The sequence below is a fragment of the Rhizobium sp. BT-226 genome (assembly GCF_025847085.2).
Taxonomy (GTDB): domain Bacteria; phylum Pseudomonadota; class Alphaproteobacteria; order Rhizobiales; family Rhizobiaceae; genus Rhizobium; species Rhizobium sophorae.
Genome location: NZ_JAOYTI010000002.1, coordinates 609,962 through 634,717, shown reverse-complemented (window position 1 = coordinate 634,717; position 24,756 = coordinate 609,962). Strand labels below are relative to the sequence as shown.

At 59.3% G+C, this 24,756-nt stretch carries 32 protein-coding genes and 2 pseudogenes; 22 read left to right on the top strand and 12 right to left on the bottom strand.

Annotated elements, in window-relative coordinates; translation table 11 throughout:
- The first annotated feature begins 4 nt into the window (after window positions 1-4).
- Window positions 5-403 (top strand): hypothetical protein, encoded by a 399-nt coding sequence (locus tag OIU37_RS13315; RefSeq protein WP_264257693.1) that lies wholly within the window; start codon window positions 5-7, stop codon window positions 401-403.
- Between the two features lie 22 nt (window positions 404-425).
- Here OIU37_RS13315 and OIU37_RS13310 read toward each other — a convergent pair whose 3' ends face one another.
- Together OIU37_RS13310 and OIU37_RS13305 are read right to left on the bottom strand one after the other, a co-directional pair.
- On the bottom strand, window positions 426-833 hold the full coding sequence (locus tag OIU37_RS13310; RefSeq protein ID WP_264257692.1) for a type II toxin-antitoxin system HigA family antitoxin: 408 nt from the start codon (window positions 831-833) through the stop codon (window positions 426-428).
- Window positions 834-837: 4 nt separating this feature from the next.
- Window positions 838-1,143, bottom strand: coding sequence for a type II toxin-antitoxin system HigB family toxin (locus tag OIU37_RS13305; RefSeq protein WP_240602204.1), 306 nt, complete (start codon window positions 1,141-1,143; stop codon window positions 838-840).
- A gap of 54 nt (window positions 1,144-1,197) precedes the next feature.
- Between OIU37_RS13305 and OIU37_RS13300 the strand changes: the two genes are divergently transcribed.
- Window positions 1,198-1,803, top strand: a complete 606-nt coding sequence (locus OIU37_RS13300) for a hypothetical protein (RefSeq protein ID WP_264257691.1) — start codon at window positions 1,198-1,200, stop codon at window positions 1,801-1,803.
- 152 nt (window positions 1,804-1,955) lie between these two features.
- Window positions 1,956-2,525, top strand: a complete 570-nt coding sequence (locus tag OIU37_RS13295) for a hypothetical protein (protein ID WP_319004744.1) — start codon at window positions 1,956-1,958, stop codon at window positions 2,523-2,525.
- Between the two features lie 90 nt (window positions 2,526-2,615).
- Here OIU37_RS13295 and OIU37_RS13290 read toward each other — a convergent pair whose 3' ends face one another.
- Window positions 2,616-3,497, bottom strand: a complete 882-nt coding sequence (locus tag OIU37_RS13290) for a dienelactone hydrolase family protein (protein ID WP_264257689.1) — start codon at window positions 3,495-3,497, stop codon at window positions 2,616-2,618.
- A 752-nt stretch (window positions 3,498-4,249) separates the two neighbouring features.
- On the opposite strand from OIU37_RS13290, the gene OIU37_RS13285 reads away from it, so the two are divergent.
- The 7 genes and pseudogenes from OIU37_RS13285 to OIU37_RS13255 all read left to right on the top strand — a co-directional run bounded on the left by OIU37_RS13285 (window position 4,250) and on the right by OIU37_RS13255 (window position 9,544).
- On the top strand, window positions 4,250-4,486 hold the full coding sequence (locus OIU37_RS13285; protein WP_264257688.1) for a hypothetical protein: 237 nt from the start codon (window positions 4,250-4,252) through the stop codon (window positions 4,484-4,486).
- Between the two features lie 22 nt (window positions 4,487-4,508).
- Complete coding sequence (locus OIU37_RS13280) at window positions 4,509-4,982, top strand: terminase small subunit protein (RefSeq protein ID WP_264257687.1); 474 nt, start codon at window positions 4,509-4,511, stop codon at window positions 4,980-4,982.
- Window positions 4,948-5,793: pseudogene (locus OIU37_RS13275) on the top strand (terminase); the annotation flags it as partial. The gene OIU37_RS13280 and the pseudogene OIU37_RS13275, both read left to right, overlap by 35 nt.
- 402 nt (window positions 5,794-6,195) lie before the next feature.
- A complete protein-coding gene (locus OIU37_RS13270) occupies window positions 6,196-6,366 on the top strand; it encodes a hypothetical protein (protein WP_168315480.1) in 171 nt (56 codons plus the stop codon).
- A gap of 156 nt (window positions 6,367-6,522) precedes the next feature.
- Entirely contained in the window at window positions 6,523-7,281 is a 759-nt protein-coding gene (locus tag OIU37_RS13265) for a hypothetical protein (RefSeq protein WP_264257686.1), read from the top strand.
- Between the two features lie 269 nt (window positions 7,282-7,550).
- The gene (locus OIU37_RS13260) at window positions 7,551-8,894 is read left to right on the top strand and encodes a hypothetical protein (protein ID WP_264257685.1); all 1,344 of its coding nucleotides are present in this window, start codon (window positions 7,551-7,553) and stop codon (window positions 8,892-8,894) included.
- Window positions 8,895-8,986: 92 nt separating this feature from the next.
- On the top strand, window positions 8,987-9,544 hold the full coding sequence (locus tag OIU37_RS13255; protein ID WP_264257684.1) for a DapH/DapD/GlmU-related protein: 558 nt from the start codon (window positions 8,987-8,989) through the stop codon (window positions 9,542-9,544).
- Between the two features lie 216 nt (window positions 9,545-9,760).
- Here OIU37_RS13255 and OIU37_RS13250 read toward each other — a convergent pair whose 3' ends face one another.
- Window positions 9,761-10,753, bottom strand: a complete 993-nt coding sequence (locus OIU37_RS13250) for an acyltransferase (RefSeq protein WP_264257683.1) — start codon at window positions 10,751-10,753, stop codon at window positions 9,761-9,763.
- 97 nt (window positions 10,754-10,850) lie between these two features.
- On the opposite strand from OIU37_RS13250, the pseudogene OIU37_RS13245 reads away from it, so the two are divergent.
- The 9 genes and pseudogenes from OIU37_RS13245 to OIU37_RS13205 all read left to right on the top strand — a co-directional run bounded on the left by OIU37_RS13245 (window position 10,851) and on the right by OIU37_RS13205 (window position 15,359).
- Window positions 10,851-11,077 (top strand): annotated as a pseudogene (locus tag OIU37_RS13245) (hypothetical protein).
- Window positions 11,074-11,205 (top strand): hypothetical protein, encoded by a 132-nt coding sequence (locus OIU37_RS13240; RefSeq protein WP_264257682.1) that lies wholly within the window; start codon window positions 11,074-11,076, stop codon window positions 11,203-11,205. The pseudogene OIU37_RS13245 and the gene OIU37_RS13240 overlap by 4 nt, the downstream one beginning before the upstream one ends.
- 126 nt (window positions 11,206-11,331) lie before the next feature.
- Window positions 11,332-11,586 (top strand): hypothetical protein, encoded by a 255-nt coding sequence (locus OIU37_RS13235; protein WP_168315653.1) that lies wholly within the window; start codon window positions 11,332-11,334, stop codon window positions 11,584-11,586.
- Window positions 11,561-12,025, top strand: coding sequence for a lysozyme (locus OIU37_RS13230; protein ID WP_264257681.1), 465 nt, complete (start codon window positions 11,561-11,563; stop codon window positions 12,023-12,025). Before OIU37_RS13235 ends, OIU37_RS13230 begins: the two co-directional genes overlap by 26 nt.
- Window positions 12,025-12,387: a DUF2486 family protein gene (locus OIU37_RS13225; RefSeq protein ID WP_264257680.1), complete on the top strand. Its 363-nt coding sequence runs from the start codon at window positions 12,025-12,027 to the stop codon at window positions 12,385-12,387. Before OIU37_RS13230 ends, OIU37_RS13225 begins: the two co-directional genes overlap by 1 nt.
- 19 nt (window positions 12,388-12,406) lie before the next feature.
- Window positions 12,407-12,619 (top strand): hypothetical protein, encoded by a 213-nt coding sequence (locus tag OIU37_RS13220; RefSeq protein WP_182210020.1) that lies wholly within the window; start codon window positions 12,407-12,409, stop codon window positions 12,617-12,619.
- Complete coding sequence (locus OIU37_RS13215; RefSeq protein ID WP_264257679.1) at window positions 12,616-14,454, top strand: SGNH/GDSL hydrolase family protein; 1,839 nt, start codon at window positions 12,616-12,618, stop codon at window positions 14,452-14,454. The genes OIU37_RS13220 and OIU37_RS13215 overlap by 4 nt, the downstream gene beginning before the upstream one ends.
- A 74-nt stretch (window positions 14,455-14,528) precedes the next feature.
- On the top strand, window positions 14,529-14,957 hold the full coding sequence (locus tag OIU37_RS13210; RefSeq protein ID WP_264257678.1) for a DUF1515 domain-containing protein: 429 nt from the start codon (window positions 14,529-14,531) through the stop codon (window positions 14,955-14,957).
- Between the two features lie 216 nt (window positions 14,958-15,173).
- The gene (locus OIU37_RS13205) at window positions 15,174-15,359 is read left to right on the top strand and encodes a hypothetical protein (protein ID WP_003546334.1); all 186 of its coding nucleotides are present in this window, start codon (window positions 15,174-15,176) and stop codon (window positions 15,357-15,359) included.
- Between the two features lie 547 nt (window positions 15,360-15,906).
- Here the strand turns inward: OIU37_RS13205 and OIU37_RS13200 are convergent.
- From OIU37_RS13200 to OIU37_RS13175, 6 genes are all read right to left on the bottom strand, one after another.
- On the bottom strand, window positions 15,907-16,107 hold the full coding sequence (locus tag OIU37_RS13200) for a hypothetical protein (protein WP_171601241.1): 201 nt from the start codon (window positions 16,105-16,107) through the stop codon (window positions 15,907-15,909).
- 419 nt (window positions 16,108-16,526) lie between these two features.
- Window positions 16,527-16,709 (bottom strand): DUF3606 domain-containing protein, encoded by a 183-nt coding sequence (locus OIU37_RS13195; RefSeq protein WP_180693495.1) that lies wholly within the window; start codon window positions 16,707-16,709, stop codon window positions 16,527-16,529.
- Between the two features lie 119 nt (window positions 16,710-16,828).
- A complete protein-coding gene (locus tag OIU37_RS13190) occupies window positions 16,829-17,065 on the bottom strand; it encodes a hypothetical protein (RefSeq protein ID WP_171601239.1) in 237 nt (78 codons plus the stop codon).
- A 288-nt stretch (window positions 17,066-17,353) separates the two neighbouring features.
- Window positions 17,354-17,686, bottom strand: coding sequence for a hypothetical protein (locus tag OIU37_RS13185; RefSeq protein WP_240602210.1), 333 nt, complete (start codon window positions 17,684-17,686; stop codon window positions 17,354-17,356).
- 86 nt (window positions 17,687-17,772) lie between these two features.
- Entirely contained in the window at window positions 17,773-18,036 is a 264-nt protein-coding gene (locus tag OIU37_RS13180) for a DUF1488 domain-containing protein (protein ID WP_003546348.1), read from the bottom strand.
- A gap of 139 nt (window positions 18,037-18,175) precedes the next feature.
- Window positions 18,176-18,475: a hypothetical protein gene (locus OIU37_RS13175; RefSeq protein ID WP_180693493.1), complete on the bottom strand. Its 300-nt coding sequence runs from the start codon at window positions 18,473-18,475 to the stop codon at window positions 18,176-18,178.
- Between the two features lie 191 nt (window positions 18,476-18,666).
- On the opposite strand from OIU37_RS13175, the gene OIU37_RS13170 reads away from it, so the two are divergent.
- Window positions 18,667-19,071: a hypothetical protein gene (locus tag OIU37_RS13170; RefSeq protein ID WP_180694235.1), complete on the top strand. Its 405-nt coding sequence runs from the start codon at window positions 18,667-18,669 to the stop codon at window positions 19,069-19,071.
- Window positions 19,072-19,193: 122 nt separating this feature from the next.
- On the opposite strand, the gene OIU37_RS13165 is transcribed toward OIU37_RS13170, so the two are convergent.
- A complete protein-coding gene (locus OIU37_RS13165; RefSeq protein WP_264257676.1) occupies window positions 19,194-20,699 on the bottom strand; it encodes a DegQ family serine endoprotease in 1,506 nt (501 codons plus the stop codon).
- A 546-nt stretch (window positions 20,700-21,245) separates the two neighbouring features.
- Here OIU37_RS13165 and OIU37_RS13160 point away from each other — a divergent pair.
- Both OIU37_RS13160 and OIU37_RS13155 read left to right on the top strand, forming a co-directional pair.
- A complete protein-coding gene (locus tag OIU37_RS13160) occupies window positions 21,246-22,283 on the top strand; it encodes a LacI family DNA-binding transcriptional regulator (protein WP_180693491.1) in 1,038 nt (345 codons plus the stop codon).
- 454 nt (window positions 22,284-22,737) lie between these two features.
- On the top strand, window positions 22,738-23,658 hold the full coding sequence (locus tag OIU37_RS13155) for a LysR family transcriptional regulator (protein WP_264257675.1): 921 nt from the start codon (window positions 22,738-22,740) through the stop codon (window positions 23,656-23,658).
- A gap of 60 nt (window positions 23,659-23,718) precedes the next feature.
- On the opposite strand, the gene OIU37_RS13150 is transcribed toward OIU37_RS13155, so the two are convergent.
- Entirely contained in the window at window positions 23,719-24,672 is a 954-nt protein-coding gene (locus OIU37_RS13150; RefSeq protein ID WP_240602214.1) for an NmrA/HSCARG family protein, read from the bottom strand.
- Between the last annotated feature and the right edge of the window lie 84 nt (window positions 24,673-24,756).

Genomic DNA, 24,756 nt, shown 5'->3' with positions numbered 1-24,756 from the left:
GGATATGCGCGAGCAGCCGATCGGCGAAGCCGTGGAAGATGATGAGTGGCCTGCAAGTGATGTGATGTGGCCGCCAGAGAAGGAGATTGAGGTCTCCGAGGCGCATGCAAGCCTGGTCAAGGCCGTGGCGGGGAGCCGAGGCGTGAGATTTTTCACGGCCTTCATCATCGACATCCCCAGCGATACCTATCTTGGCGATGTCCAGATGGCGATCGACGAGACCGCCGGCGAGGCCTGCGGCATCCTGCTGACGAAGCATGTCACCGGCCGTGATGCCGCAACAGGCGAGCCGGTTTTGACCGAGGAAGCCACGCGACCGTTCAAGTTTCCCTGCAGCGAGGGCGTCGCGAAAGCGATGTCGGTATTCTGCGGCAAACTCAAAATGGCGGGCATCTTCCCTTGAGCGCCGCCATGCATGTCCATCTTCAAAGCGATAGAAATACCGTCGCTGGAATCAAGAATCGCTCACTCAGCGCACGAGCTTGTCGGACGTTGATTTGTCTCTTTCCTCTGAGAATCTCGGACACGACGGACTGAGCGCCGACTTCCGGCACCTCGGACTGGCCAAGATTCCGCTCTTCCATGATGTAACGCAGTGCATCAGCTCCGGTCACCGGAGGCATTGGGCGGTTTTGCTCGTCATAGGCCTCGACAAGGTCTCCCATACGCGATGCAAGCAACGCCAAAGGATGACCCTCGTCGTCGCCGACTTCAGCCAGGATCTCGTCAAGTTGCTCCACGAGACGATCATATTCAGCGTCATTGGTCGGCATGGCAAGAAGAGGGGCTACATGCGTCCAGTGCTCGCTGATCAGTTTTACAAGTGCGCTCATCGGGCTAAGCCTTCCATGTTCCTTTGTCGTATTCCGCATGGTCCATAATCTTCTGGAGATAGACCTTCTTGAATGTGTAATGGACCACCGCGATCAATCGCAGCTTGTTGCCGCCAATGTCGAATACATGGTGCCGTCCGACCTTGTCGGTTGCCGGAAAGAGTGACTTCATGTCAGCGAAGTCAGTCGGCTCCGACGACTTCATGAGCCGATACCAACTATCCAGGGCATTGGTCGCCTGCGGCCATCGGTCTTTCGCTTCCCAGATCTTTTTCTGTGTAATGACGTGCATAGATCCGGAATCGCGCATCGCATTTTGCTATGGCCGCAATCTAGCTCAACCATGTGATTATAGCAAGTTGCTATGGCGCCGCCGCCTTGTTTTCTCCGGCATCCGAACTACGGTGCCGGTGGGTTTGATGGTGATGATTTGGGGGATGGTCGAGTGCGTTTCTTTGCAGCTTTGGTGATTGCGATCGTGTTGAGTGGGGAGGGGGTGGTTGCGTGCACTCTCAATGATACGTTGAAGCTTTGCGTGTTGAATGGCCGAAGCCTGGCTGCCCTGCAAAACGGCGTCGATCGAGGCGATTGGACCGTTGAAGCGCCTTCTTCTCCCGTCAACCGGACCTCTGAGCCTCGAACCGGCAGCGAGCAATACACGATGTCGAGCGGACTGCGGTTCGCCATGTTTTATCGGGAATACCGAAACCTCTTTTCTGCCACCTGTTCACTCGATTATTTTGGCGTCCTGGCGGCGGATCGTTCCGAGGATCTCCGTTGTTCGAGCGCTGAGTTCGAAGCCTTCGAAGCCGGGCTCGCGGCAGCCTCGTTGGGTTCAGTCACGAAAGACCGCAAGGAAAGCGGCACGGCCTATTTGATCGAGGGTGAGAATACGTGGATGACGGTCGTCGTCGTTGGTAAAGACCTGTTGAATACTTGGGTCGAGACGTCGGTTCTCAAAAAACCGTAGAATAAGCCGCGGACGTGGCAGGCGCAAAAGTGACCAAGAAAAACTGCAGCAACCCGCGCTCGGGAAACCCCACCGCCGAGGCTCCAGCGGTCGACGCGTTCACCCGCAGCGCGCTCGCATCGGATCTGACCTGGCTGCCGGATAAAAAGCGCTTGGCCAACTGGGCGCCGGGCCTTGTTGACAGCGCGATCAACACAGGGTTGTATCAAGTATCGACGCAGGAGGTACGGACGCGAATGAACCTCGTGAGGTTTATTGGTTTATTGGTTTCGATGGCATGGATTGTTTGCGGGCCGTTGGCCAATGCTGCTTCCTTGGATGACGATGCTTTCAAAAGCATCCCAATTGGCAAGACCGCGAAGTTTTCGGATCTATCGTCCTTTGATGCCCAGGTGGTCTGCCTGCTCCAGCCCTACCAAGACCGATTGCCTTCCAAAGATGCGTTAACTGCCAGAGTGAATATGTATCTCGCCGCGAACAACTACGTTGCGGATGAGGGCCATTTTGCATTCGTGCTCGTTGGGAAGGAGACTATCGAGATTGCGCCGTTCAGACGGTCTGAAAAGCTTGATGTCTTGGCAAAGCATGAGGTTTCCTCATCGATCGATGTGATGTTGCCGAAGGGTTATACCCCACACGACTGCGCAAGTGGTGAATCTGCAGGCTTTATGAAGATCGGACTGCGAGCAAGAAGCTACGTCGTGCTTGGTGAGCTACGCTAGGCGTTCAACCGGTGATGTGATCTTGTATTTTGATCCTATGGAACGTGACTGAGATAGCCGGTTGGCGCTCAAGCGGACAAAGCTCGGACTCTAGTTCGAAAGGTACTCTCGAAGGAATGTGTGAACGCTGCGGATGGACTTTCCCGCGGCGTCTGGATTGTATTTTTCGATGTGGCCCAACACCCTCCTTCCCACCTTAAATTCCGGGGCATCAAAATCGTGGTAGGTACCCTTGTAGATGTTGAGCTCGATGGGCGGACTATTGTCACTCAGACGGGCAAGCCTCTTCCGGCATCGGTCGGCCGGGCTCCAATTGTCTCGATCGCCAGTCAAAATCAAGATCGGCACCGTCGCATCGCCCTGAGTTGCCGCGCAGAGAGGATAGTAGGCAATGGCCGCCTTGAATTTGTCGTCCATCAGCTGTTCGTTGCCTTCAATTTTTGTCCCCTCCAGCGTCGCCGTGGCACCCGTTGAAAAGCCCATCAAGGCAACGCGCCTGATATCGACAAAGCTTTGTTTCGATAAAAAATTCAAAGCGCCATAGGCGTCGAAGACGCGATCGGGGAGATGGCTTTGACACGTGCCCTTGAGGTTGCGGGTGGTGAGGCTATCGACGGCGAGCACGACGTAGCCCCATGCGACCAGTCGTTTCGGCCAGAGGTCTTTGATGCTCAGACGCATACCCTCGCATCCATGCAGGAGGACGACCGCCGGGAAGGGGCCATCACCCCGGGGGCGGGATAGATATCCCAGCAGGGGCGTACCTTGCGGTTGAGGGAGGCTCTCTCCCTGTTCATTGGCCTTGCGGATTCGAAACGGGCTGAGTTTGACGGGCGCGCTTTCGAAGTGAACCAGTTCGTCGGCATCAGCCGGGTTTTCAGCGAAGGTGACGCTGAGAAAAGCGACGAGGCAAAGAAAAAGTCTCGTGGTTTTCACTGAACTTCTCCACCGTTGGATCAACAGCCTGCTCATTGTACGCCGGAGCTGAAGGCTCGCAAAGCGGTGAGGCTTTCTGCCGTCGATTGGGTCGGGCTGGGTCGTTTCAAACCGGCACGTAACCCGCGATGAAAAAGCCCTTGATCACCCCCTGGCACATCCGTTATGACTACCGTAAATCCAAGCTGCAAAATTTGAAATCAGAGGTGATGTCGACAACCACGTCGGCAGCGCCCGCCGATCAACGGTGACATGCCGAACCGGATCGCGAGGCTGACCAAGACCACGCTGATCGCCAATACATCCGTCAGCGTCACTGAGCCACCACCGCAGATTTGCCGCAGAGCTTACCCCTTGCTCCGTCATCCTCGGGCTTGTCCCGAGGATCTACGTTGGCCTCCCTAGCAGCGGGCATAGATCCTCGGCTCAAGGCCTGGGATGACGGAGGTTGGGGAGCGCGTTTTGCCAAATCCGTCGTCGGTGCGGGTAGAGTAATCTGGCGCCCACTTGATCGAGCAGGCTTGGTTTCGAACTGGCGCGAGAGCCACAATCAGTTCTTGATCACCCCCCGGCAAATCAGTTAAGACTACCGCAAATCCAAGCTGCGAAATTTGAATCCAGAAGGTGATGTCGACCAAGTCGGCGCCGCCCTCCGATCGGTGTGTCTGTCACCGTCCGTCCAGCTTCCGCAGATCATCATTGATCTCCCATCCTCATTGCCTGAACTCTCATGTTCGATCACTCGGGATCGGGCCGGGTAGCGCTCGCCTCTTTCAAGGAGAACTGCAATGGACCCTTCGATTGCTCCGGCCTCGCGGGCGGCAGTGGTGACGCCGAACGATACTGCCATTGTCGGCGCGCGCGCACTCTATATCGGCACGACGGGCGATGTCGCCATTGCGCCGCACCGGGACATGGATCCGGTCATCTTCAAGAGCGTGCCGGCCGGGACGATCCTGCCAGTTCATGCTGCCATCGTGGCGCTGACCGGGACCACGGCATCCAATATCGTCGCGCTGTTCTAGAACCCTCCAGAAGCGGCGCCTCATGGGCAGACCCACGAAGTTCACCCAGGCGATTGCCGACAGGATTTGCGAGCGCATCGCCGACAGGGAAAGCCTGCGGTCGATCTGCCGGGATGAAGGGATGCCGGCGATGTCGAGCGTGCTGTCCTGGCTCGCCGATCAAGAGAAGGCCGGTTTTCGGGCCAAATACGCCCTGGCGCGCGAGATTCAGGCGGATGGTTTTGTCGACGAGATGGTCGAGATTGCCGATGACCGCGCAGACGACTGGATCGAAAAGAAGAATGCGAGCGGCGAGACCACCGGCTGGCAGGAGAATGGCGAGGCCATAAGGCGTTCGCAGCTTCGCATCGCCACCCGTCAGTGGGTCGCCGAGAAGCTGAGGCCGAAGAAATACGGTTCCAAGGTCGAGCCCGACCATGGCGTTGTCACCGGCGAAGTTTCGCAATTGCTGGAAGATATCAATGGCAAGACGCGCGGACTTCCAAACGGCGGTTGACCAGTTTTCCGACTGGCGCTGGCGTCTGAACAACCTCTATTGGATCACCGACAAATCGGGCAAACGCGTCAGGTTCGAGATGAACTGGACGCAGATGACCTTTTTCGAGCAGATGCATTACCTCAATGTACTGCTGAAAGCCCGCCAGCTCGGCCTGACCACCTTCATCCAGATCTTCATTCTCGATGCCTGCGTCTTCAACCGGGATATCCGCGCCGGCACGATCGCCCACACGCTGGGCGACGTGCAGACGATCTTCCGGGACAAGATCAAATACCCCTATGACAATCTGCCTGATGGTATCCGCAACGCCGTGCCTGTCGTCAGAGCCAACCAGACCGAACTGCTGCTTGGCAACAATTCCAGCATCCGTGTCGGCACCTCGCTACGCTCGGGAACGCTGCAATATCTTCATATTTCCGAATATGGAAAGCTTTGCGCGAAATATCCCGACAAGGCGAGGGAAGTCCGCACCGGCGCGCTGAATACGGTGCAGGCGGGCCAGCTGGTCTTCGTCGAAAGCACGGCGGAAGGCCAGGAAGGGCATTTCTACACGCTCTGCGAAGATGGCCAGGTCAAGCAGCGCCAGGCGGCAAAGCTCACCGAACTGGACTTCAAATTCCATTTCTTCCCCTGGTGGAAGGAGCCGCAATATGCGCTCGCGCCCGAAGGCGTCATCATCACCGATGCTTTCGCAAAGTATTTCCGCAACCTGGCCGACCAGGGCATCACGCTGACGGACCGGCAGAAGGCAGTTGATGACGCTGGAGAAGATTCCCTCGCCGTTCGCCCGCGCCTACTTCCATCCACGGATTGGCAGCAGGAACGCCGTGAACGGCGTCCTGACGAGGATATCGGCGGCCTATTTCATAAGGTCCGGAAATCGTCTCGCATCGGGTCGATCGAAGGTTCGGAAGGCCGGAACGCGCAACGCGCACTCTGTCGCCCGATGAAGAAACAAATCGGCCCCGCCGTGAAAGCGCCGGCGAGAAACTTGGTCAACTCGATCGGAAACTGATCAACCACCCGCCTGACGGGGCCGGTCCTGAGCTGGGACCCTGAGGCAAGCGTCACGATGGCGATGACCATCGCGACGATCTTGATCGCTCTGTGTGACGGTTGGTTCGGCTCGGGATCACTCTGCACGCTGCAACCGATACTATACGATTCGAGGCCTCGCGATGCGGGGAGCCTTTTCCTTTGGAGAAGGTGAATGCCCAGAAACCCATCCACCGGCGTTTATTCCAAGCCCGCCGGCACGACACCCTCCGTCGGCCAGGTCATCGACCCCGTCTCGTGGAACGCGCTGACCACCGACCTCGGCAATGAAATCACCAACTCGCTGCCGCGCGACGGCTCGGCGCCGATGGTCGCACCGGAATAAACAAGCCTCTGTGCTCCCCGGAAATAGGAGACCGGTAGGTACTATAAATTGAGGGAGCGCTGATCTGAAACTATGGGTAGCGGGCCGGTCGTTTGTGTTGTAGGGGGTCAATTCATCCTCGACTAGCACTTACCAACAATTGAAACGCAGGCTTTTATGCTCAAACGTCTCGTCAAAAAGGTTCTACCTGGTTCCGCAGTTGCAGCCATCAATCGGTGGCGGAGGCGGGAAAAATCGTACGACTCGTGGAGCAAAGCAGCGGCGGCAGCTCCGGCGTATGGGGATAAGCATCTCACGGCATTCCGGATAGAACGGTCGCGGCAGATCGTTGGTCAGGAAGAGTCATATGTTCAACCTCCCGCGGATCTCCTGCCGATCATGGATATCCCGTCCGGCCGGTTCGTTGATTTCGGCGGATCCGCTGGTGAGATGTGCGCCGTCTTGCGAAAGCAGTTCCCAGCCTGGTCATTCACAGTCGTAGAGACGAAATCCATGGCGGATGCCGCGCAGGTCTTAAGGCCGGGGATAGTGTACTCTGACCGATTGCCGGCTGCGTTTGATGTATTCTACAGCAGCGGGACGCTTCAATATCTTGCGGATCCAGAGACTTTGTGGCGTGAGGCTTTGAGCAGGACAACTCGATATGCTTATTTGGCGAGGAACTCCTTCTCGAACAGGAAGCTCTTCACCGTCCAGTCGTCCCGGCTCTTCGACAATGGTGCTGGTCCTGTTCCTGAAGGATTCGACAACGTTGAGATACGTTACCCCCACCAGACCATTTCAGAAGCGTCATTGAGCGGGATAGCCGATGAAATGGGCTTTGATCTGGCCGCTCGGTTTGAGGGCCGCAACAGTGGCGTGACAGGCACCCGCACCGATGTCTATGGAGTCGACCTCTTGTTCAAGAGACGGTAGTCCCACGTAGGTCAGGACAGCCGAAAACCGGGCGGCTCTCTCGGGTCCGGCCTTCCCCCGTTGCCCGATCTCAACAAGGGGCAAATTCAAATACCTGCCTTAGAAGAGACGGGTGCATTGCCATATCCGCGATCTTGAGGTGGCCGATCCAGGCTGTCGATCTCCGGGTGCTCAACCGGTGCAAAATACGGCCGCCCATGCACGCGCCGTCGCCACACCACCCCAATGGCCTCGCAATCCGCGGGGCCTTTTTTCTTTGGAGACGATGAATGCCCAGAAACCCATCAACCGGCGTCTATTCCAAACCCGCCGGCACGACACCTTCCGTCGGCCAGGTCATCGACCCGGCGCCGTGGAACGCTTTGACCACCGACCTCGGCAACGAAATCACAAATTCGCTGCCGCGCGACGGCTCGGCGCCGATGGTGGCACCGCTGAAGGCTGCAAGCGGGACCGTGTCTGCGCCCGGTATCGGGTTTGCTCCAGTTCCTCAGACCGGCCTTTATCTCAAGGGTGGCGGGCTACTCGGCTTCACGCAGAACGGCGTTGATGTCGCGTTCGATCACGCCATGGTCTTCGCCTCGAAGTCAGGGGATTACACAGCTGTAGGATCCGATGATGCCGCAGTACATCGTTTTACTGCAGTCGCTACCGTCACCTTGACAGCAGCCGCAACACTCGGTGCCAACTGGCATTATATGGTGATCGCCGACGGCGCCGCCGTGACGATTGACCCCAGCGAGGCAGAGACGATCGACGGTGCGGCTAAGCTCGTCATTCCGAACGGCTGTTCGGCATTCATCATCTGCAGCGGTACGGCGTTCTTCACTGACAGGATAGCGACAACGCTCAAGACGGTAGCGGCATCCGCGCCGGCTGGACATATCTACGGGCTGACTCTTTCCAACAATGCCGGCGATCCAACAAACTCGATCGATATCGCAGCCGGTGTGGCAGCAAGCGATGGTGCAACCCCAGCTCTCATGAGCCTTGCAAGTATGTTGATCAAGGCCGGAAGCGTCGCGTGGGCCGTGGGCTCCGGCAATGGCTGGCTTGATACCGGGGCAATCGCGGATGGATGGTACTACCCTTATATCATCGCTCGATCGGACACAGGCGTTGTCGACTCGCTTCTTTCCGCAAGCGCGACCTCCCCCACTATGCCTGGGAGTTATGACAGAAAGCGCCGTATTGGAGCTCTCCTGAGGGTATCTGGGGCATGGGTGAGTTTCGTCCAAGATGGGGATTTCTTCGCATACAAGGTGCCGACGACTGACGTAAGCACGATTGCCACAGCCGCCGCCTTGAGAACGTTGAAAGTGCCCCCAGCCTTCCCGGTAATGGCTCGCATTGTGGCTCAGATAGTCAACACTGGCGGAGCGATCGCGAATATCAACCATTGGGATCCAGCATTGGGGACGAGCTTACCCTCTGCGTCAACCGGGTTTGGCCAGAACTTCGTCAATACCGCTGTGTCGCAGGCATTCTCACGACAGATGGATATTCGGACCAATTCTGCCGGTCAAATCTACAACGTTGCCTCTTCCACGTCATTGACTTCTTACACCATTTCGACGCAGGGATACTTCGACACGCGCGGTCGCTTTAACTGAGGTCTATGTCGGATGGGTCTACAGGCAGCCTATGGGTATGTACTGATGGCTTCCACTTCCCATGCGGGAGGATTTCGTAGTAGAGCTCCCGCATGAAGATCGACAAGGCATCATATCGAAACAGAGGCGGACCAATCCAGCGGATCACTACCGCCTATAAGCGGTTTCGCTACTTCACAGCGGCCGGTAACGATCTCGTGGTAAAGCGCAGCGCAGAGTTCCGCATGGTGAAGCATGCGGTTCTCAAAGTCGGGTCTGGCGTCACAATCCAAGACGAAGCGTTCTTTCAACTGACAATGCCGGAGCCGAAGGTCTTCATCGGCAACAATACGGTGATCGGTCGACGCAATGTCATCACGGCCAAGAACCGCATTTCGATAGGCAACGATGTGCTTATCGGCTCAGATGTCCAGATCATCGACCACAGCCACGGCATGAGACGAGACGTACCAATCAGGCTTCAGAAGGCTGAAATCGGCTTTGTCGAAATTGGCGATGATGTCTGGATTGGCGCGGGTGCCAAAATATTGATGAACGTTACGATAGGAGCGGGAGCCGTGATCGGAGCAAACTCAGTCGTTACGACCGATATTCCCGCCTATGCAATCGCCGTTGGCTCGCCAGCGAAAGTCGTTAAATACCGTATGTAACACATATGATTGCACGTCCGTAGTGTTGGGGCAGTGCTGCCTCAAGCATTTCTTAGGCGGCTTCTTCGCAGTAGCATAACACCTTCTGGGGCCAAGAGTTCAGCGGCGCCTTGGTTTGTCGCTGCGCTAGAATCTGCGACGGCGGAGCTCACGGTGCTCCAGTGATCATGCGCGATCGTTGCCGCAGGCATCGGGGTCCTCAGCACCTTTGAGGGGCTACGCACCGTCGCCTATCGCGATCTGATCGCTCTCTTCCAAGCGACGTCTGGCCGCTAACTGCTCCATTCTCTCTTTGGCACGGCGCGCGGCGGCGTGGCATGGCTTCTCGATCCATCGATAGAACGGGTAGACGAGTCCCAGTGAGAGGGCGCAAACGACAATCGGCGGTGTCACGAACCGTTCAACAGCCGCCGCCGCGATGACGTGGATAAGGTAGATGGAAAAGCAGGCGGCGCCGATCTTTTCCAGAGCCTTGACAGGGCCTCGATCAGTCGCGCTCCTGATCTCTGCCAGTATCCAGCATCCCGCCAGCACCGCGAAGGGCACCATAGTCAGGTAAAAGCCGGCGGCAGTGTTCATCGTCGCCCAATAAAGTGCGGAAGCACTTACGGCAGTCACGACACGCCAGCCCCAAACATTGCCTGGAAGTTTCAGGCGCTCGAGATTTTCAGCGAGATAGCAGCCAAGAAGCCAGGCAGGTAGTCCGACGACCCAATTGAGTTGCGGCCCATATTTCATAGCGTTCCCATATTGGTCCGAGCCGAGGCCAATTGCTACGCCATAGGAGGCAAGGACCGAAACGGCGATAAGAACCGGCCATCCGATCCGGCGCGATATCGGTAGGATCAGCGGATACAGGCAGTAGTAGACGGCTTCGCAGACGACGGACCATAGAATGTAGCCGTCTATTGGATTGTAGGCCCTCATGCCCATCGCTTGAGCCAGGATGAAGGCGGCGGCCGCAGGCGGTACGATCCGGATGAAGCGGCCGGAGAGGAATGGCGCAACCTGCAGGTCACGGAACCGATACGGATAATGGATGCAGAAGCCGGAAACCACGAAAAAGGCGATCACGGCAGGGTGGCCGGTGAAAATGTACTTCGCAACCCCAGGCAACGACGGCCCGAGAAGATGAGCGAATACGACGGAAAGGGCTGCAATCGCCCTAACGGTGTCCAGCCCCACAACTCTCTGCTGATCGGATTTCATTCCCCACCTTATCCGACTGGCGACAAACACCACAATAGGAAAACAATGATCCGACCTGAGCGGGTCCGATCGCTCCCGTCTATAATCCGGACTCCCCATGCTCGTCCATAACTTACCCGAGGTGCTGAAGCGTCCCTGGTCGGTGCGGCTGATGGCGCTGGTGCTGCTCCTCATCATCATCGAGCCCGTCTACAGCTTCGTCGCCGCACCTGGGTGTCCCGCAAGATTTACATCCAGCTCGCCATGTCGGTGGCGACAGAGCTTCTCGCCGTTGCGCCGATCATCACCCGCATCGCGGAGCGCTGCGAGGCGCTGTTCAGGTGAAACGGCGCGCCGCCATCGTCTTTCCCGATCCGACCGGCGCCGGCCTTTGGATTAAGAAGGCGATCGACGCGGCAGCCGATGCAGAGGAGGCCATAGGGGCAGCAAGCGTCGTCAACTGGCCATCTTGATGCACCGCATGCAATAAACTCCTGACGCGGGTAACGTTTAGGAGCGCTTTCAATCGCGGCAGGATTGCGTCGCCCGTCTCCTTCGACACGGGTGCGTCGTCACATCCAAAATCCGGAGCCCACCCCATGCTCGTCCATAACTGGCGCGCGGTGCTGAGGCGCGCCTGGAGCGTCCGCCTTATGGTGCTGGCGCTGCTCTTCATCACTATCGAGCCCGTCTACACCTTCGTCGCCGCCACCTGGGTGTCCCGCAACATCTACATCCAGCTCGCCATGTCGGTGGCGACAGGGCTTCTCGCCGTTGCGGCGATCATCGCCCGCATCTTCGTTCAGCAGAAAATCTCAGGAGACCTGAATGGCAAACCGCCTGCAGAAGGGTAGTGCCGCCGCTGCGATAGCCGTGGCGCTCGTCGGATCGTTCGAGGGGCTGCGCCAGAATGCCTATCCCGATCCGGCGACGCAGGGGAAGCCGTGGACGATCTGCTATGGCAGCACCAATGGCGTGAAGCCGGGGGACCGCAAGACGGTGGAGCAGTGCAGGGCGCTCCTGGCGCTGGAGCTGCAGACCTATGCCGGGGGCGTCGAAAGCTGCGTGCGCGTGCCCCTGCCGGATGCCCGCTTCGTGGCGCTGACCTCATTCGCCTATAATGTCGGCGTCAAGGCGGCCTGCGGCTCGAGCGCGGTCAGGCTGATCAATCAGGGCAGGACGGCCGAGGGCTGCGAGGCGCTTTTGAAGTGGAACCGTGCGGCCGGCATCGTCTTTCCGGGCCTCACCCGGCGCCGGCAGAAAGAACGCCAGTTCTGCCTCGAGGGTATCTGATGTTCGGCCTCCTCGACACCCTCAAGATGGGCGCCGGCCTCGCCGCCGGTCTTCTGCTCTATCACCTCTATGCCGTTTCGATCGGCTATCCCTCGGCGGCAAGGCAGGCGCGTGCCGGCTATGTCCTTGTTGCCGAGAAGGCTGCTGCCGATGCGAGGGCCGCCGAGATGGAACGCCAGCGCAATGCGGCGACGGCGGCCGGCGAAGAGCACCGCAAGCGCCTTGCCGCGGCCGCGGCCGCCGAGCAGGCCGCCAGAGACACACTCGAAACCGAGATCCAATCCTATGAGCTTCAGCTTTCGCAAAAGAACCGCGCTTGCGCTGTCACTGCTGCTGATCGTCAGTGGCTGCTCCGCCACTGAGCGATTGAACAAGGCGGCGGTGACGAAGGGGCAGGCGGCGGCCGGCGTCTCTCTGCCGCCTTTGCCCGATGATCTGCGCCGGCAGGAAGCGCATGCGCCTGTTGTCGAAGGCGAGCCGGTGATTTCGATCCTCGCCCGCGAGCGTCAGGCGCTCGACCGCGCCAACGCCCGCCAGGGGCGCACCATTCAATTCTACGACGACCTCACCAGCAGATTGGAAAAACACCGATGATGAATGCCATCTCGCTTGCCCTGGCGAATCCGATGCTGAGCGGTGGGGGCGGGGCCGGCGGAGACCCCGACCGCTACATGTTCTTCGCCACCCGCAACCGCATGCCATCAGGCAGTCTCGTCACCGCCGCATCCGGCACGAATTATGTCTGCAGCAAGATTGTCGTCAATACGCCGCAGTATAAGACCAGGACCTTCCGCTTTCACCTCTCGGGCTTCGCCTCGACGGAAGGCGGAAACTCGCCGCAGGAAACTGTCGTCACCGGCACGATCGGGACGCCGGGCAATTCCGTGGTCGCCGATGCGATGTTCATCAGGGCGGCCGGCGTCTTCTACCAATGCACCTTCGCCGGCCTGAACACGGTGACCGTCGCCGACCAGACGAACGGCGCCTGGACGGATGAACTCACCATTCCCGATGTCGACCCGGAAAGCGAAATCGAAATCTGGCTGTTTTATCATACCGCCGTCGGCGAGAAGATCTGGCCGGTCTATCGCATCCAGAAGCATCGCGGCGAGCGCGTCTGGGGTGCGGGCGATCTCGCCACGCTGCTCGCCTTCAAGGACACCCCGCTCGCTGACAGCACGGCCGCACTCGACACGAATTACGCGACCATTACCCAGCCGCAATATTACGGACCTGACTTCATGGTCGCCAAGGGCGATTGGGATGGTCGCGCGATCGTTCTCGGCCTTGTGGACAGCATCGGTGAAGCACGCCAGCAGTTTTCCGCGGCTGCCGATGCGCGCGGCAATCTCGGCTGGTTTCGCCGCTGGCTCGATAGGGACGGCGGCGTCGGCCGCATTCCGCATCTGATGATCGGCATGCCGGGAGCCGGTTCGGTGCGCGAACTCACCGGCACCGGTGCTGCGATCGCGACCCGGCGCTGGGCCATTCTCGACGAGATCACCGCCTTCAACAACAACAAGCCGTTCACCGTTATCGCCAACCAGATGGGGCAGAACGACACGGCGGCGACCTATACGCAGTTCTTCAACACCAACTACAGAAGCCTGATTACCAGGCTTCGGGCGCGTTACCCCGGCGTCAAAATCGTCGCATTCCCGCCGCTCGGCCGAACCGTGTCCACCCGCGCGGTCACCCTGACATCTGTCGGCACCGTCGTGACGGCAACGATTGCCTCGGGCGTCAACGGCCTCGCCACCGGCCAGACGGTTTCGATCTCCGGCGCTGCGCAGACGGAGTATAACGGCAATGTGGTGATCACGGTCACCGGGCCGAACAGCTTCACCTATAATTTCGCCGGATCGGCGACATCGCCGGCGACCGGCACGATCACCGCCAACGACCTCTATCTCAGGGCCGCCTACCAGAGCTTTTCGGCCAACAACACCTGGCCGGCGGACGGCACGGATGCCTCGGGCAAATGGCGGCTGCGCGCCGATATCCTGGCGAAGACCTCGGCCTGCTGCGACGACGCGATCGATACCTATGCGGCCTGGGTCTCCGGTGAAAGGGATGGCGTCTGGCCCGGCATGCTGGAGCTGCCGAGCACCACGGTGACGGTGCAGTCTGGCACGGACGGGGTTGCGACCTACACGACGATCGAGGTTGCGGATGCCAGCATCTTCGGGCCGGAGCAGGAGATCAGCACCTATGCCGGGCCGGATGGCCTTGCCCGCCTGTCGACCACCTCGATCGGCAGCATCTCCGGCAACACGATCACCATCTCGATCCCGCGCTCCACGGTGCTGCCGGTCGGCTCCATCGTCCGTCCGAGCGTCACGCCGGATGGTGTTCATCCCTATGGCACCGTGATCGACCGCGTCGTGGGCGACATTCCCCAATCTGAAAAGCTGAAATTCAATCCATAGTCATGTTGCCCGGAAGTGTGCAGCGTTCCGGGGTAACGAGATGCGTCAAACAAACAAAGCGGGTCTGGGCAGAGATGACATCCAATGACGATATCCTGCGCGCTCTCGGGCGCGTCGAGGGCAGGCTGACCGGCATCGAGGAAAACGTCGCGCTTCTGCGCAACGAGGTCAGCGACGAAAAGGCCAACGCCCACGACAGCCGCGCCGTGATCCACAAGCGGCTCGACGAGCAGGCCAGGCAGATCGCCCGCCTCGACACCCGTGTAGCGATCAGCGGCGGCGCGGATGTGCAGATCCGCGAGGAGATCAAGAGCCTCAAGGAGACCGTCGAGAAGAACCAAGAGGCGGTCGGGCCGGCGCTTGAAGAGTGGAAGCGGATGAAGACGATCGGCTATGGGATATCGGGGTTGATTGCCTTTGCGGGACTGACGATTGGGGGCATCATTGCCTATGCGAGCGATGGCGCGGTGGCGGCGCTTCGGCATTGGTTGAAGATCAATTGATGGGCTCGATCTGAATCCCTGGCGAGGAAGACAGGCGCTCTTCAAGCAGAGATGACCGATTGGACCGAAGCAGACCGCCTCGGTGGTTTTTCGATCAGCGTATCGAGGGTTACGTTGAGGAAGGCAGAACCCTCATTTGATCTTCCCTCTAAATTTTAGCATTCGCTAACGAACAAAACGGCGCCCTGCTGGTTTTCCTCTCAGGAGGAAACAGTCATGAAGAGCATGAGCAATCGCCAAGTTCGCATTCCCGGCCCACGAGAGCACGATGTTGCGGAACATTGCCGCAAATTCGGGATCGGCCCGGCGGAGGAGAAGAAGCTGAAGAAATTGCTCGGGTCTCGGGCGCCGCTGCATGAAATCCAGGCCAATGCTCCGCCGCGCCAGCCAAGGTGGCGTTAGGTGGGGAGGGCCTGTAGCAAGTAATCATTACACGCCACATTACAGCAATGATTCAAAGATTGAGCGGACCAGAGCAGCGCCGTGAACGCTCGCGAAAGAGGTGCTTTTGCCGGATTGAAATGATCGATTTTGTTTAAAACGCGGGCCGAATGTTCGGCTTGCTCCACTTGGAACTGCTGAAAGCCCCGCTCCGGCGGGGTTTTTCGTTGGCGTTCTAATGTGCCTGTCGGTTTTCGCCCGGCGGGAGCTTGTCGGTGTGACGTCGCAATGTGCCCGGGCAGGTTGTCGATGATCCTCGGCGGAATTTCCGGGGTCGTGGCGCCGTTTCTCTGCCGGGAACTTCCGGCAATATCAGGGGTTTTGCCGGCGGATCGCGCGGCAGGTCTCGTCTCCTGTACCACTGCTACCCCTGCAGTTGCTGCGCGGTCCACTTCAAGCAGTTCACGGAAAGACTTTGCTCCCGGCTATTGGCAGCGGGCGAAGCCATGTTTTTCGTCCGTCATGTGCGATGGCTCAAGAAGGCACAGCTGCGCGCTCAGAAAGCGTGTCAATGCCGTGGTTGCCGCGACAGCATCAGGATGTAGTCGTCGGCGATATCGGCAATCACCATGGCGGCTTCCGCGGCCGTGTATCCCCTGCCGACGGCGTCGCTGACGATTTTCATCACGGCCGGTTCAAGCGCGTCCCGGCAGTCGGACAGGCTTTCGACATGCGGGCATTTTGGACGAAATTCCAAGACGTTGTTCATGGCGCACCCTCCATTTGATCGAGCTCGGGCCCTATGAAGGCAAGGCGGCCTCTCCAGGGAAAGGCGGGCCCACGGTTCCGGCGAGCTGCTTCAGGAACCAGAAGTGTTTTCGTGACGCTACGATGGCATAGGCGCGGATGTATTCAAGCGGATGCTGATGTTAAGGTAAGCCAGTAGGGTTAATTCGTCCGGCGATGTTGCATCGTGGCATCGCCGGCAGATGCAAAGCCGGCAGTCGCTAGCGCATCGTGCTTCCGAAAATCGGAATCGATTTTCGGAAGCACGATGCGTCGATTGAAAGTGTTACAGCGTCCTTTGCGCGTCTGAAAGACGCGCGGCGCTGTAATACACGTCATCCAAACGTTGCAGCGGTTTGCGGACGACGACGTGCATTTAACGTCTGCCGGGCCATTCAAGCTTCAGGCGCTGATGCGCCGGCCGGCCTTGTCCGCCTCTTTGCGATTGGCGCCGTGTTTTTCGATGATGTCCCTGGCATCCTCGCTGGAAATGCGGTGTTTCTTGGCGAAATAGATGACGTCGTAGGGTGCGTCAGTCACGGCCGCTTTGGCCGGCTGGACCTTTTTCGTTGTTTCATTGGTCATGATTTTTCCTTCCATGGAAATGTTGAGCTGGACGTGTCAACGCCGTCGTCTCCGAACCGAGGATCGGAGAACCGGCGCGCTCAAGTCGGCATCAGCCGGAGAATCGGCTTCGGGGCGTCTTATCGATGCGCTCGGGCCGTCATATGTTTTTCCCAGATCTGCGTCGCCTGTGCTGCCGTGCCGGTCTTGTGGAAGCGCAGCAGGTGCAGTCCTTCCGCCCGTCGTTTTTCGTTAAAGGCGCTGTTTTCGTAGTCGGTGCCTTCGACAATGCTCTCGCTTTGAAGAACGGCCTTCAATTCCTGCACGTAATGTCCGGTGATGTTGAAAAGCGCGTCATTTTCAGGTGCGTCTGTCATCGTTTTCCCTGTGGGTGGTCGTGTGGCATTGAACGCGATGCTGGTTCAGCAAACCGCGTTGGTAAGATGCATCATGCAATCCGCGCCCCTATGGGAAGGCTGGTATCGGACAGCGCTTAGCCGTGTCTGTCTGGAGTTCCATATATCGTGCAGCAAAGCCGCGCTAAGAATCGGTGATCGAGGCGCGGCAGGTCTGAAGGCTGCACCTTAAACCACTTGGCTTCCCGATACCACGTCAATCGAAATATCAAAGATGAACAGACGGGAAGGGCTGTCTTGCTCTCCGCCTTAAGGCAGGCAATCCGGGTTCCCGCTGTTTGCTGAAGCAGGAGAGACCAGGCGTAGATGCGTCTTGGCCTTGCCGGGCGGGTGGCAGGCCTGGCGAAGCGCGGGCAGCGCCATGCTTTCATTCAGCATCGCTTCGATCAGCTTCAGGCGGGCGAGCTTCCGTCGTTGATTGTCGTAGAGCCTGTCCAGCAGCGCGTAGGCCGCTCCGGCGGGCGCGCCTTTAAGCGATAGTGTCCGGATCACCTTTTCCTGGTCGGCAATGCGGTGCGCAGCCATCACGATATGGCGGCGTGCCAGCTTCAGGTCTTTCGGGCGATATCGCGTGCAAACCATATGTTTTGCTCCTCCTCTCAGGCTCTCAGGCGGCAGTGCGGGACGATGGCCATTTCAGCGCGCCGGCGCCATGCGCCTTCCAGCGTTCAGCGAAAATCTGCGGCCGTCAGCGTAAAGTTGTTTCCGCGTCGATGCTGATAGGCTCTCGATGCCGCCTCCTGAATGGAAGAACGCGCCGCATCAAAGGCATTGAGATAGGCGGCCTCGGAAGAGTTCTGGGTGATTGCGCTGCCGAGGGCTGCCTCTTCGACCAGAAACCTGACTTCGAACATGCCGTCATAGCCGGTGAAACGGACGCCTTTTCGCGCTTCGTCGAAGCTGCGGCTTCTGTTGGGGAAAATAAGTGTCATTGCGGTTATCCTTGGAAGTGGGCTCGGCCGATCTGCGGAACTCGGGCACCGGTGATGATGATGGATGCACGAGGGAGCGAATAGCTTGACGCCGGATATCCGCGATCAGCCTGCCTGAATGTCAAAGCGTCGGCAGATCTTAGTGGATGGTCTGCACGATAACCCGGTTTTCAAGCAAGGCTTCCGATGTCTTGATCAAGCGCATCGTACCCGTGATAACCTCATCGGAATAGAGCGAATCCGCACTGGATATTTCGTCCGTCATATCGCGGAGAAGTTTGTTGATCTCCAGCAGTGGCGGCACGAATTCCACCAATCCGGCGGCCGCCAGCCCGTGCGTCAGGCGTGCGATCGCCTCTCGCAGCTGATCGACCAGCGCACGCCTTTCCACCGGCAATGCCGACGGCTTTGTGAGGGTCGCTTCATCGTTGAACTGCATGATGCGTATCCTCCTCTCTCTAAAATGGGTTCCGTCCCGCCATTATCAATGGCGGCCGCCGAATGAGGTTGCGGTCAGATGGCAAAGAGCGCAAGCTGAACTATCGGCGGGCACGATACGGGCACCGCTGCTTGGGGCGCGCCAGTAAATCCTGGCGCCAGCGAACCCTAGCCCCAACGAAGGAGGACACCATGTCTTCCACATCAGATCAGTTTTTCGATATCCACAATTTGAGAATGCTGGACCGCATTCTCCGAAAGGCCGGCTTTCGCGGCGGCGAAACCTACGCGACCGATGATGGCGAGATCAGCGCCACAAGTTTCCTCATTCATTGTTTCCAGATGGGGATCGTCGACGAGGCCGCGTTGAAATCGGCTCTGAAAATGTATCTCGCGACACAATTGAGTTCAGGCCCGCTTCCGCAGGCTTTGGAAGACGGTTCCTTGGCCCGATGGCAGGATGACGGGGGCGCCCCGGTGAAAGCCTATCGGATCGCGCGATATACGGCGTCTGGGCGTGCGGATGCCTCGCTGCGGCCGCCAGCTTACCGCTTTCCCAAAACCAGGCTGCCTGAACGACTGTCCGAGATCCCGTGAACGGGCCGGCTGCCACAGGCCGCCAACCGGGGTCGAGACGAGTGGCTCAACCCCGGCAAGGTTACGTGGAGAGGCAGCGATCGGCGCGCCCGCTTTAGGGGCTTTCCCGAGGTCATTTCGTCTCAAGCAGCCCCAAACGGCACGGCGACGAAGGTCTTGTTGCCGTCGCGTTCGACGAGCAGCAGCACCGACTTGCGGCCGGCCTTGCCGGCGTCTGCAATCGCGGACTTGACGTCGCGGGCATTGTGGACCGGTCTGTCGTTCACCGAGACAATGACATCGCCGGACTGGATGCCGGCGGCAGCCGCAGACTTGTCCGGGGCGACCTTGGCGACCACCGCGCCATTGACGGAGCGCGGCAGGTTGAGCTGCTGGCGCACGTCGGGCGTGAGATCGGCAAGGCCGATGCCGAGGCTCGGCTGGCCGCTGCTCTGGCCTTGGGCGTCGGGGCTTTCGGCAGCAGCCTGCTTCTGCCCTTCCTCATTGGTGCCGACCGTGACGTTGAGCTCGATCGTCTGGCCGTCGCGCCAGACGCTGAGCGCTTCCTTGGCGCCCGGCGCAAGATCGGCGACCAGGCGCGACAGATCCTTCGGCGTCTTGACGCTCTCGCCGCCGACTGAGATGACGATATCGCCGGGCTTCAGGCCGGCATGGGCGGCCGGCGTATCGGCGGTGACGGCGGCAACCAGCGCACCGCCGGTCTTATCAAGGCCGACGGCATCGGCGACATCCTTGGTGACCGGCTGGATCTGCACGCCGAGATAGCCGTGATCGATCGAACCGTTCTTCTGCAGCTTGGCGACGATCGCCTTGGCCTCATCGGAAGGAATGGCGAAACCGACGCCGACGCTGCCGCCATTCGGCGAATAGATGGCGGTGTTGATGCCGACGACATTGCCGCTGCGGTCGACGAGCGGGCCGCCGGAATTGCCATGGTTGATCGGCGCGTCGATCTGGATGAAATCGTCATAGGGGCCGCTGTGCAGGTCGCGGCCGCGCGCCGAGACGATGCCAGCCGTCACCGTGGTGCCGATGCCGAAGGGATTGCCGATCGCCAGAATCTGGTCGCCGAGCTTCAGCCGGTCGGAATCGCCCCAGGCAATGGTCTGCAGCGTCTTGCCCGCCTGGACCTTCAACACGGCGACATCGGATTTCGGATCGGTGCCGATCAGCTTGGCCGGCAGTTCCGTGCCGTCGTCGAGCGTTACCTTGATGTCGACGGCATTGTCGATGACATGGTTGTTGGTGACGATCACCCCGTCGGGGCTGATGATGAAGCCGGAGCCGAGCGCCATCGCCTGCTGCGAAGGCCGCTTTTGCGGTGCCTGGCGCGGCAGCGGGATACCCTGATCCTCGAAGAATTGGCGGAACTGCTCGTCCATCGGCGATTCCTGCTCTCCGGCGCTGACATCGGTCGCCTTCATTGTGGTGGTGATGGTGACGACGGCAGGCTTGTCGGCATCGACGATGGAGGCAAAGGAGCCGCTGGAGGCGAGAATGCCGCCGGTATCCGACGGCGCGGCAACGGCATTGGACGCATTGATGGCGAAGGGCAGGCAGGCTGCGCCGGCGATGATGGCGGCCCCGACAAGGGCTGCTGTGCGATGGTTGCGGAGGATGTGCGACATGGTGGTGGTCCCTTGGGTGATGATCCCTTGTGAGAGCGTTGGCTTTGGATGGCGTCGTGGTTCCATGTCCTGGGACCTGGCGTCGGATGGCGTTTGGCGCCAATTCCTCTTGGGAACGCACAGTCGTCGAGGGCGGCGACCGGGGGAGAGAAGAATTGGCGCTCCGGATTCATATGATCCCACCAAGCGGATTTACAAATTAAAGTTTGATCATGTTTATATTGCCGATTTGTAAGATATGACTGGAATTTAATCTTCGCTCCCCCAGGGTTGGAGCTTCTCAAAACATCCGGCCCGATTTGCCCCGCTCGCGTCCTCAGCGGTGTTTTCATTCGAAATTAAATGGACTTATTCCCGGAGGCGGTGATCCGTTCGCCGCATGCGCCCGTAATTCGCCGTTAGACGAACTTGTTGCTCTTTCTGGAAGTTATATTCCGGATCCTGTTGCGAATATAAAATGTTAGTAGACTCTAAATTATTTCTTCTTCAGAAAGTAAAGGCCGCGATTCGAGGGCAAGCGAGTCTCGCGGGCGACGCATAAGGGGGATGAGGGCAGCAGTGGAGCGGGGGCGGAAGGCCAGGCGCGGCGCGCATGTGAAGTTGAGCGATGTGGCGAAGAAGGTGGGGGTCAGCTCGATCACGATTTCGCGCGCGCTTCGCAATCCTGAAATCGTCTCGGAGGATCTGCGCCAAACCATCCTGCGCACGGTAGACGAGATGGGGTATATCCCCAATCTTGCCGCGCGGGCGCTGGCCGGCCGCCATAACGGCATCATCGGCGTCATCACGCCCGCTTTGCACCAGCACGGCTTCGCCGGCCTGATGATCGGCATCGAGGATTGCTTGCGCGCCACCGAATTCCGCGTGCAATATTCCAATACGCTCCACCATGCCGACGGCGAGGCCGGCGAGCTCAAATCCGTGCTGACGCAGAAGCCGGCCGGCGTCATCATCGCCGGCGCCGAATCCTATCGTGATCTTCTGCCGCTGATCGAGAATGCCATCTGTCCGATCGCCCATATCACCGATCTCAGCCAGGAGCCGGCAAGGCTGGTCGTCGGCCTCGATCATCACGCGGCAGGCGCCGAACCCACCCGCTTCCTGCTGTCGAGGGGTTATGAGAGGATCGGCTTCATCGGCCGCGGCACGGATATTCGCTCGCGTCGCCGGAAGGAAGGCTATGAGGCCGCGCTGCGGGAAGCGGGCCGTTTCGATCCCGATCTCGCCATTGGCGGAGATGAGGGAAGCAGCACCGGCCTCGGCAGGGAATTGTTTGCCCGCCTGTTGCAGCGCGTGCCGGATATCGATGCCGTCTTTGCTCAAAGCGACGACCTGGCGCTTGGTGTCCTCATCGAATGCGCCGTGCGCGGCATCCGCGTGCCGGAGGATGTCGGCATTTGCGGCTTCAACGATCTGGAATTTTCGGCCTTCACCCAGCCGACGCTGACGACGGTGCAGATTGCACGCTACGATATCGGCCACCGCGTCGCCGACATGCTGCTGCGCGCCATTCGCGACGAGCCGCCCGGTGAAGGCAAGGTCGACTGCGGCTTTTCCATCATCCCGCGCGGCTCGACGCGGTAAGCTGGTATGATCTGCCGAATGAAATGCGACCGTATGCTCGAACTAGAGCCTTTCCGGGTTAGATTGCAGCATTCTGCCGGAGCAGGTTTTCGTCAGGGCAAAGGCGACTGGCGAAGGGCATACCCCAAGATACGTGCGAGCCGATCGCCTTTGATCTTGGCGGAAAGATGCCCGGCCGCACGGCCGCACCGCTTCGCCATGCGAAGCGACAAGTGCGTCCGGCGATTCTTAAGTCTTGCAGATTTGCCAGGCAAATCTGCGGGAGGGTTGGCTGAAACGGGCCGGCTGATCGACCGGCCGGCTTGGCCGTAGAACTGGGCTACGACGCGCGCCGGCCGGTCGACCATCCGACTCCGTTTGAGCCAACAGAATGCTGCAATCTAATCCGGAAAGGCTCTAGGCATAGCCCAGATTATTCCCTATATGGAATGAATGATCTTCACTGTGCTGAAAAATGGATAGCGCCGGACTGTCTCTCGACAGAATGCGCACCTTCGTTCGCGTCGCAGAACGCGGCAACCTGTCGATGGTCGCAAGGGAGCTGGGTGTCGGTCAATCCACCGTAACGCGGCACCTCAATGAGCTTGAGGAGGCTGTCGGCGTACCGCTTCTCAGCCGAACCACGCGTCGGGTGACCCTGACCGACGAAGGCAGCCGCTATTATACGAACTGCCTGCAGATATTGCGCCTGGTCGAACAGGCTGCCGAAGAAGCGAGAGATGCCCGTCAGGCCCCGGCGGGCGCTGTTCGGCTTTCTTGTACGGCAGCGCTCGGCGTGATGCACATCACGCGCCTCATCTTCGACTTTCAGGATAAACATCCGGACATCCGGGTCGACCTCAACCTGACGGACGAGCGTATCGATCTGGTTCGCGAAGGCGTCGACGTCGCACTGCGTCTTGGGCCTCTCGCCGACAGTGCCATGAAACTTCATGCGCTCGGAAAAAGCCATCGGCTGCTGGTCGGCGCGCCCACCTATTTGTCCGCCCGCGGATGGCCGGAGCGCCCCGCCGATCTGTCACGCTACGAAACCCTCATAATGTCCAATGTGGCGGGGAGCGATCGGCTCGTTCTTTCCTCTCCCGATGGCACAAGCCTGATGATCCCGGTGAGCGGCAAGCTGCGCGTCGATCACGGGCTTGCGGCGCGCAAAGCCCTTGCCGCCGGACGCGGCATTGGGCCCGCACACCTCTGGCTGGTTCACGATCTTCTGGACGACGGTCAGCTCGAGGTCGTGCTTGGCAACTATCGTCCTGCGCCGGTTCCGGTGAGCTTGCTAATCGTCCCAGAGCGGGCAGCCATTGCCCGCGTTCGGCTGCTCGTCGACTTTCTTGCCGCCGAGATTGCCAAGCTGCCTGGAATCCGGCCATCATAAGTCCTGGTTTCAAGCATGTCGTTGTCGCAAAACCGCTGCCGCAGTTTTGCGAGGCATGCTTCAACCCCCGAAAGACCGCTTGTCGCCACGCCACCCCGTCTTCCGTAGATACTGCTCCCAGTTGAGCGTGTCGGGGTTCAGGCGACGGCTCCATTCGAGATCATGCTCCCTGCCGAAATAGCCATATTCGACAGCATATTCGACCATCCCCAGAATCTCTCGAACGAGAAGTTCATTGGCGGCAAACTCCGGAAAATAGCGCAGCAGGCCATCCCGGGTGAAAGCGTTCCGATATTCGGCCTTGAGCCCGGTCACGTGCTGGAAGGTTTCGATCATCTCACGCGGAGAAAGGATATCGCCAACGATCGGCAGCGTTTTCCCGTTGTAACGCTCGGGATTTGAGAAAATTTCGAGCACGACCGGCCCGGTCGCCGTCAGCGGATCGACAAAAGGCGCTCGGAAATCTTCGGGAAGATAAATCGGCAGGAGGAGAATATCCCCCTCCATGCGGGGCACATAATATTCGAGAAGATTGGTGTAGAAGAACGCCAGCATGACGAAGGAATGAGAGATAGGCAGGCCGCGAATATGGTCTGCAACGCGCGCTTTGTCGGTAAAGTGCGGTGCATACTTCGTGCCGCTGGTGATCTTGTCGACATTTTCGAGGGTGCTGAAAACAACATGCCCAACGCCGGCCTCAACGGCGGCATCCGCCAGTTGCCGGCCGAGAGGGGCCTCGATCGTCTCCGGCGGGGCGATCGGCGGCGTCATCAGAAATGCACCGTCCGCGCCTGTGAAGGCAGCAACGAGGTCCTTTTGACGGCCAAGTTCGAGCGGGACCGTTACGATTTCAGCGCCGAGTTTCTCCAGGCGTAAAGCTTCAGGCGAATCCTTTTTCCGGGTGAAGGCACGCACCCGGAAACGTTGGCTCTCAAGGAGTGCCGCGGCGACGCTGCGCCCCTGTTTGCTCGTTGCACCGGCGATCGCGATCAGTGGCTTTTCATGTGCAGACATAGAGCTTTAAACCTTTCCCTGTCATTGACGCCGGCTACGGTGCCAGGCGTCGTTTTGCGGGAGAGCGGTCGGCCTGTGCCGAGA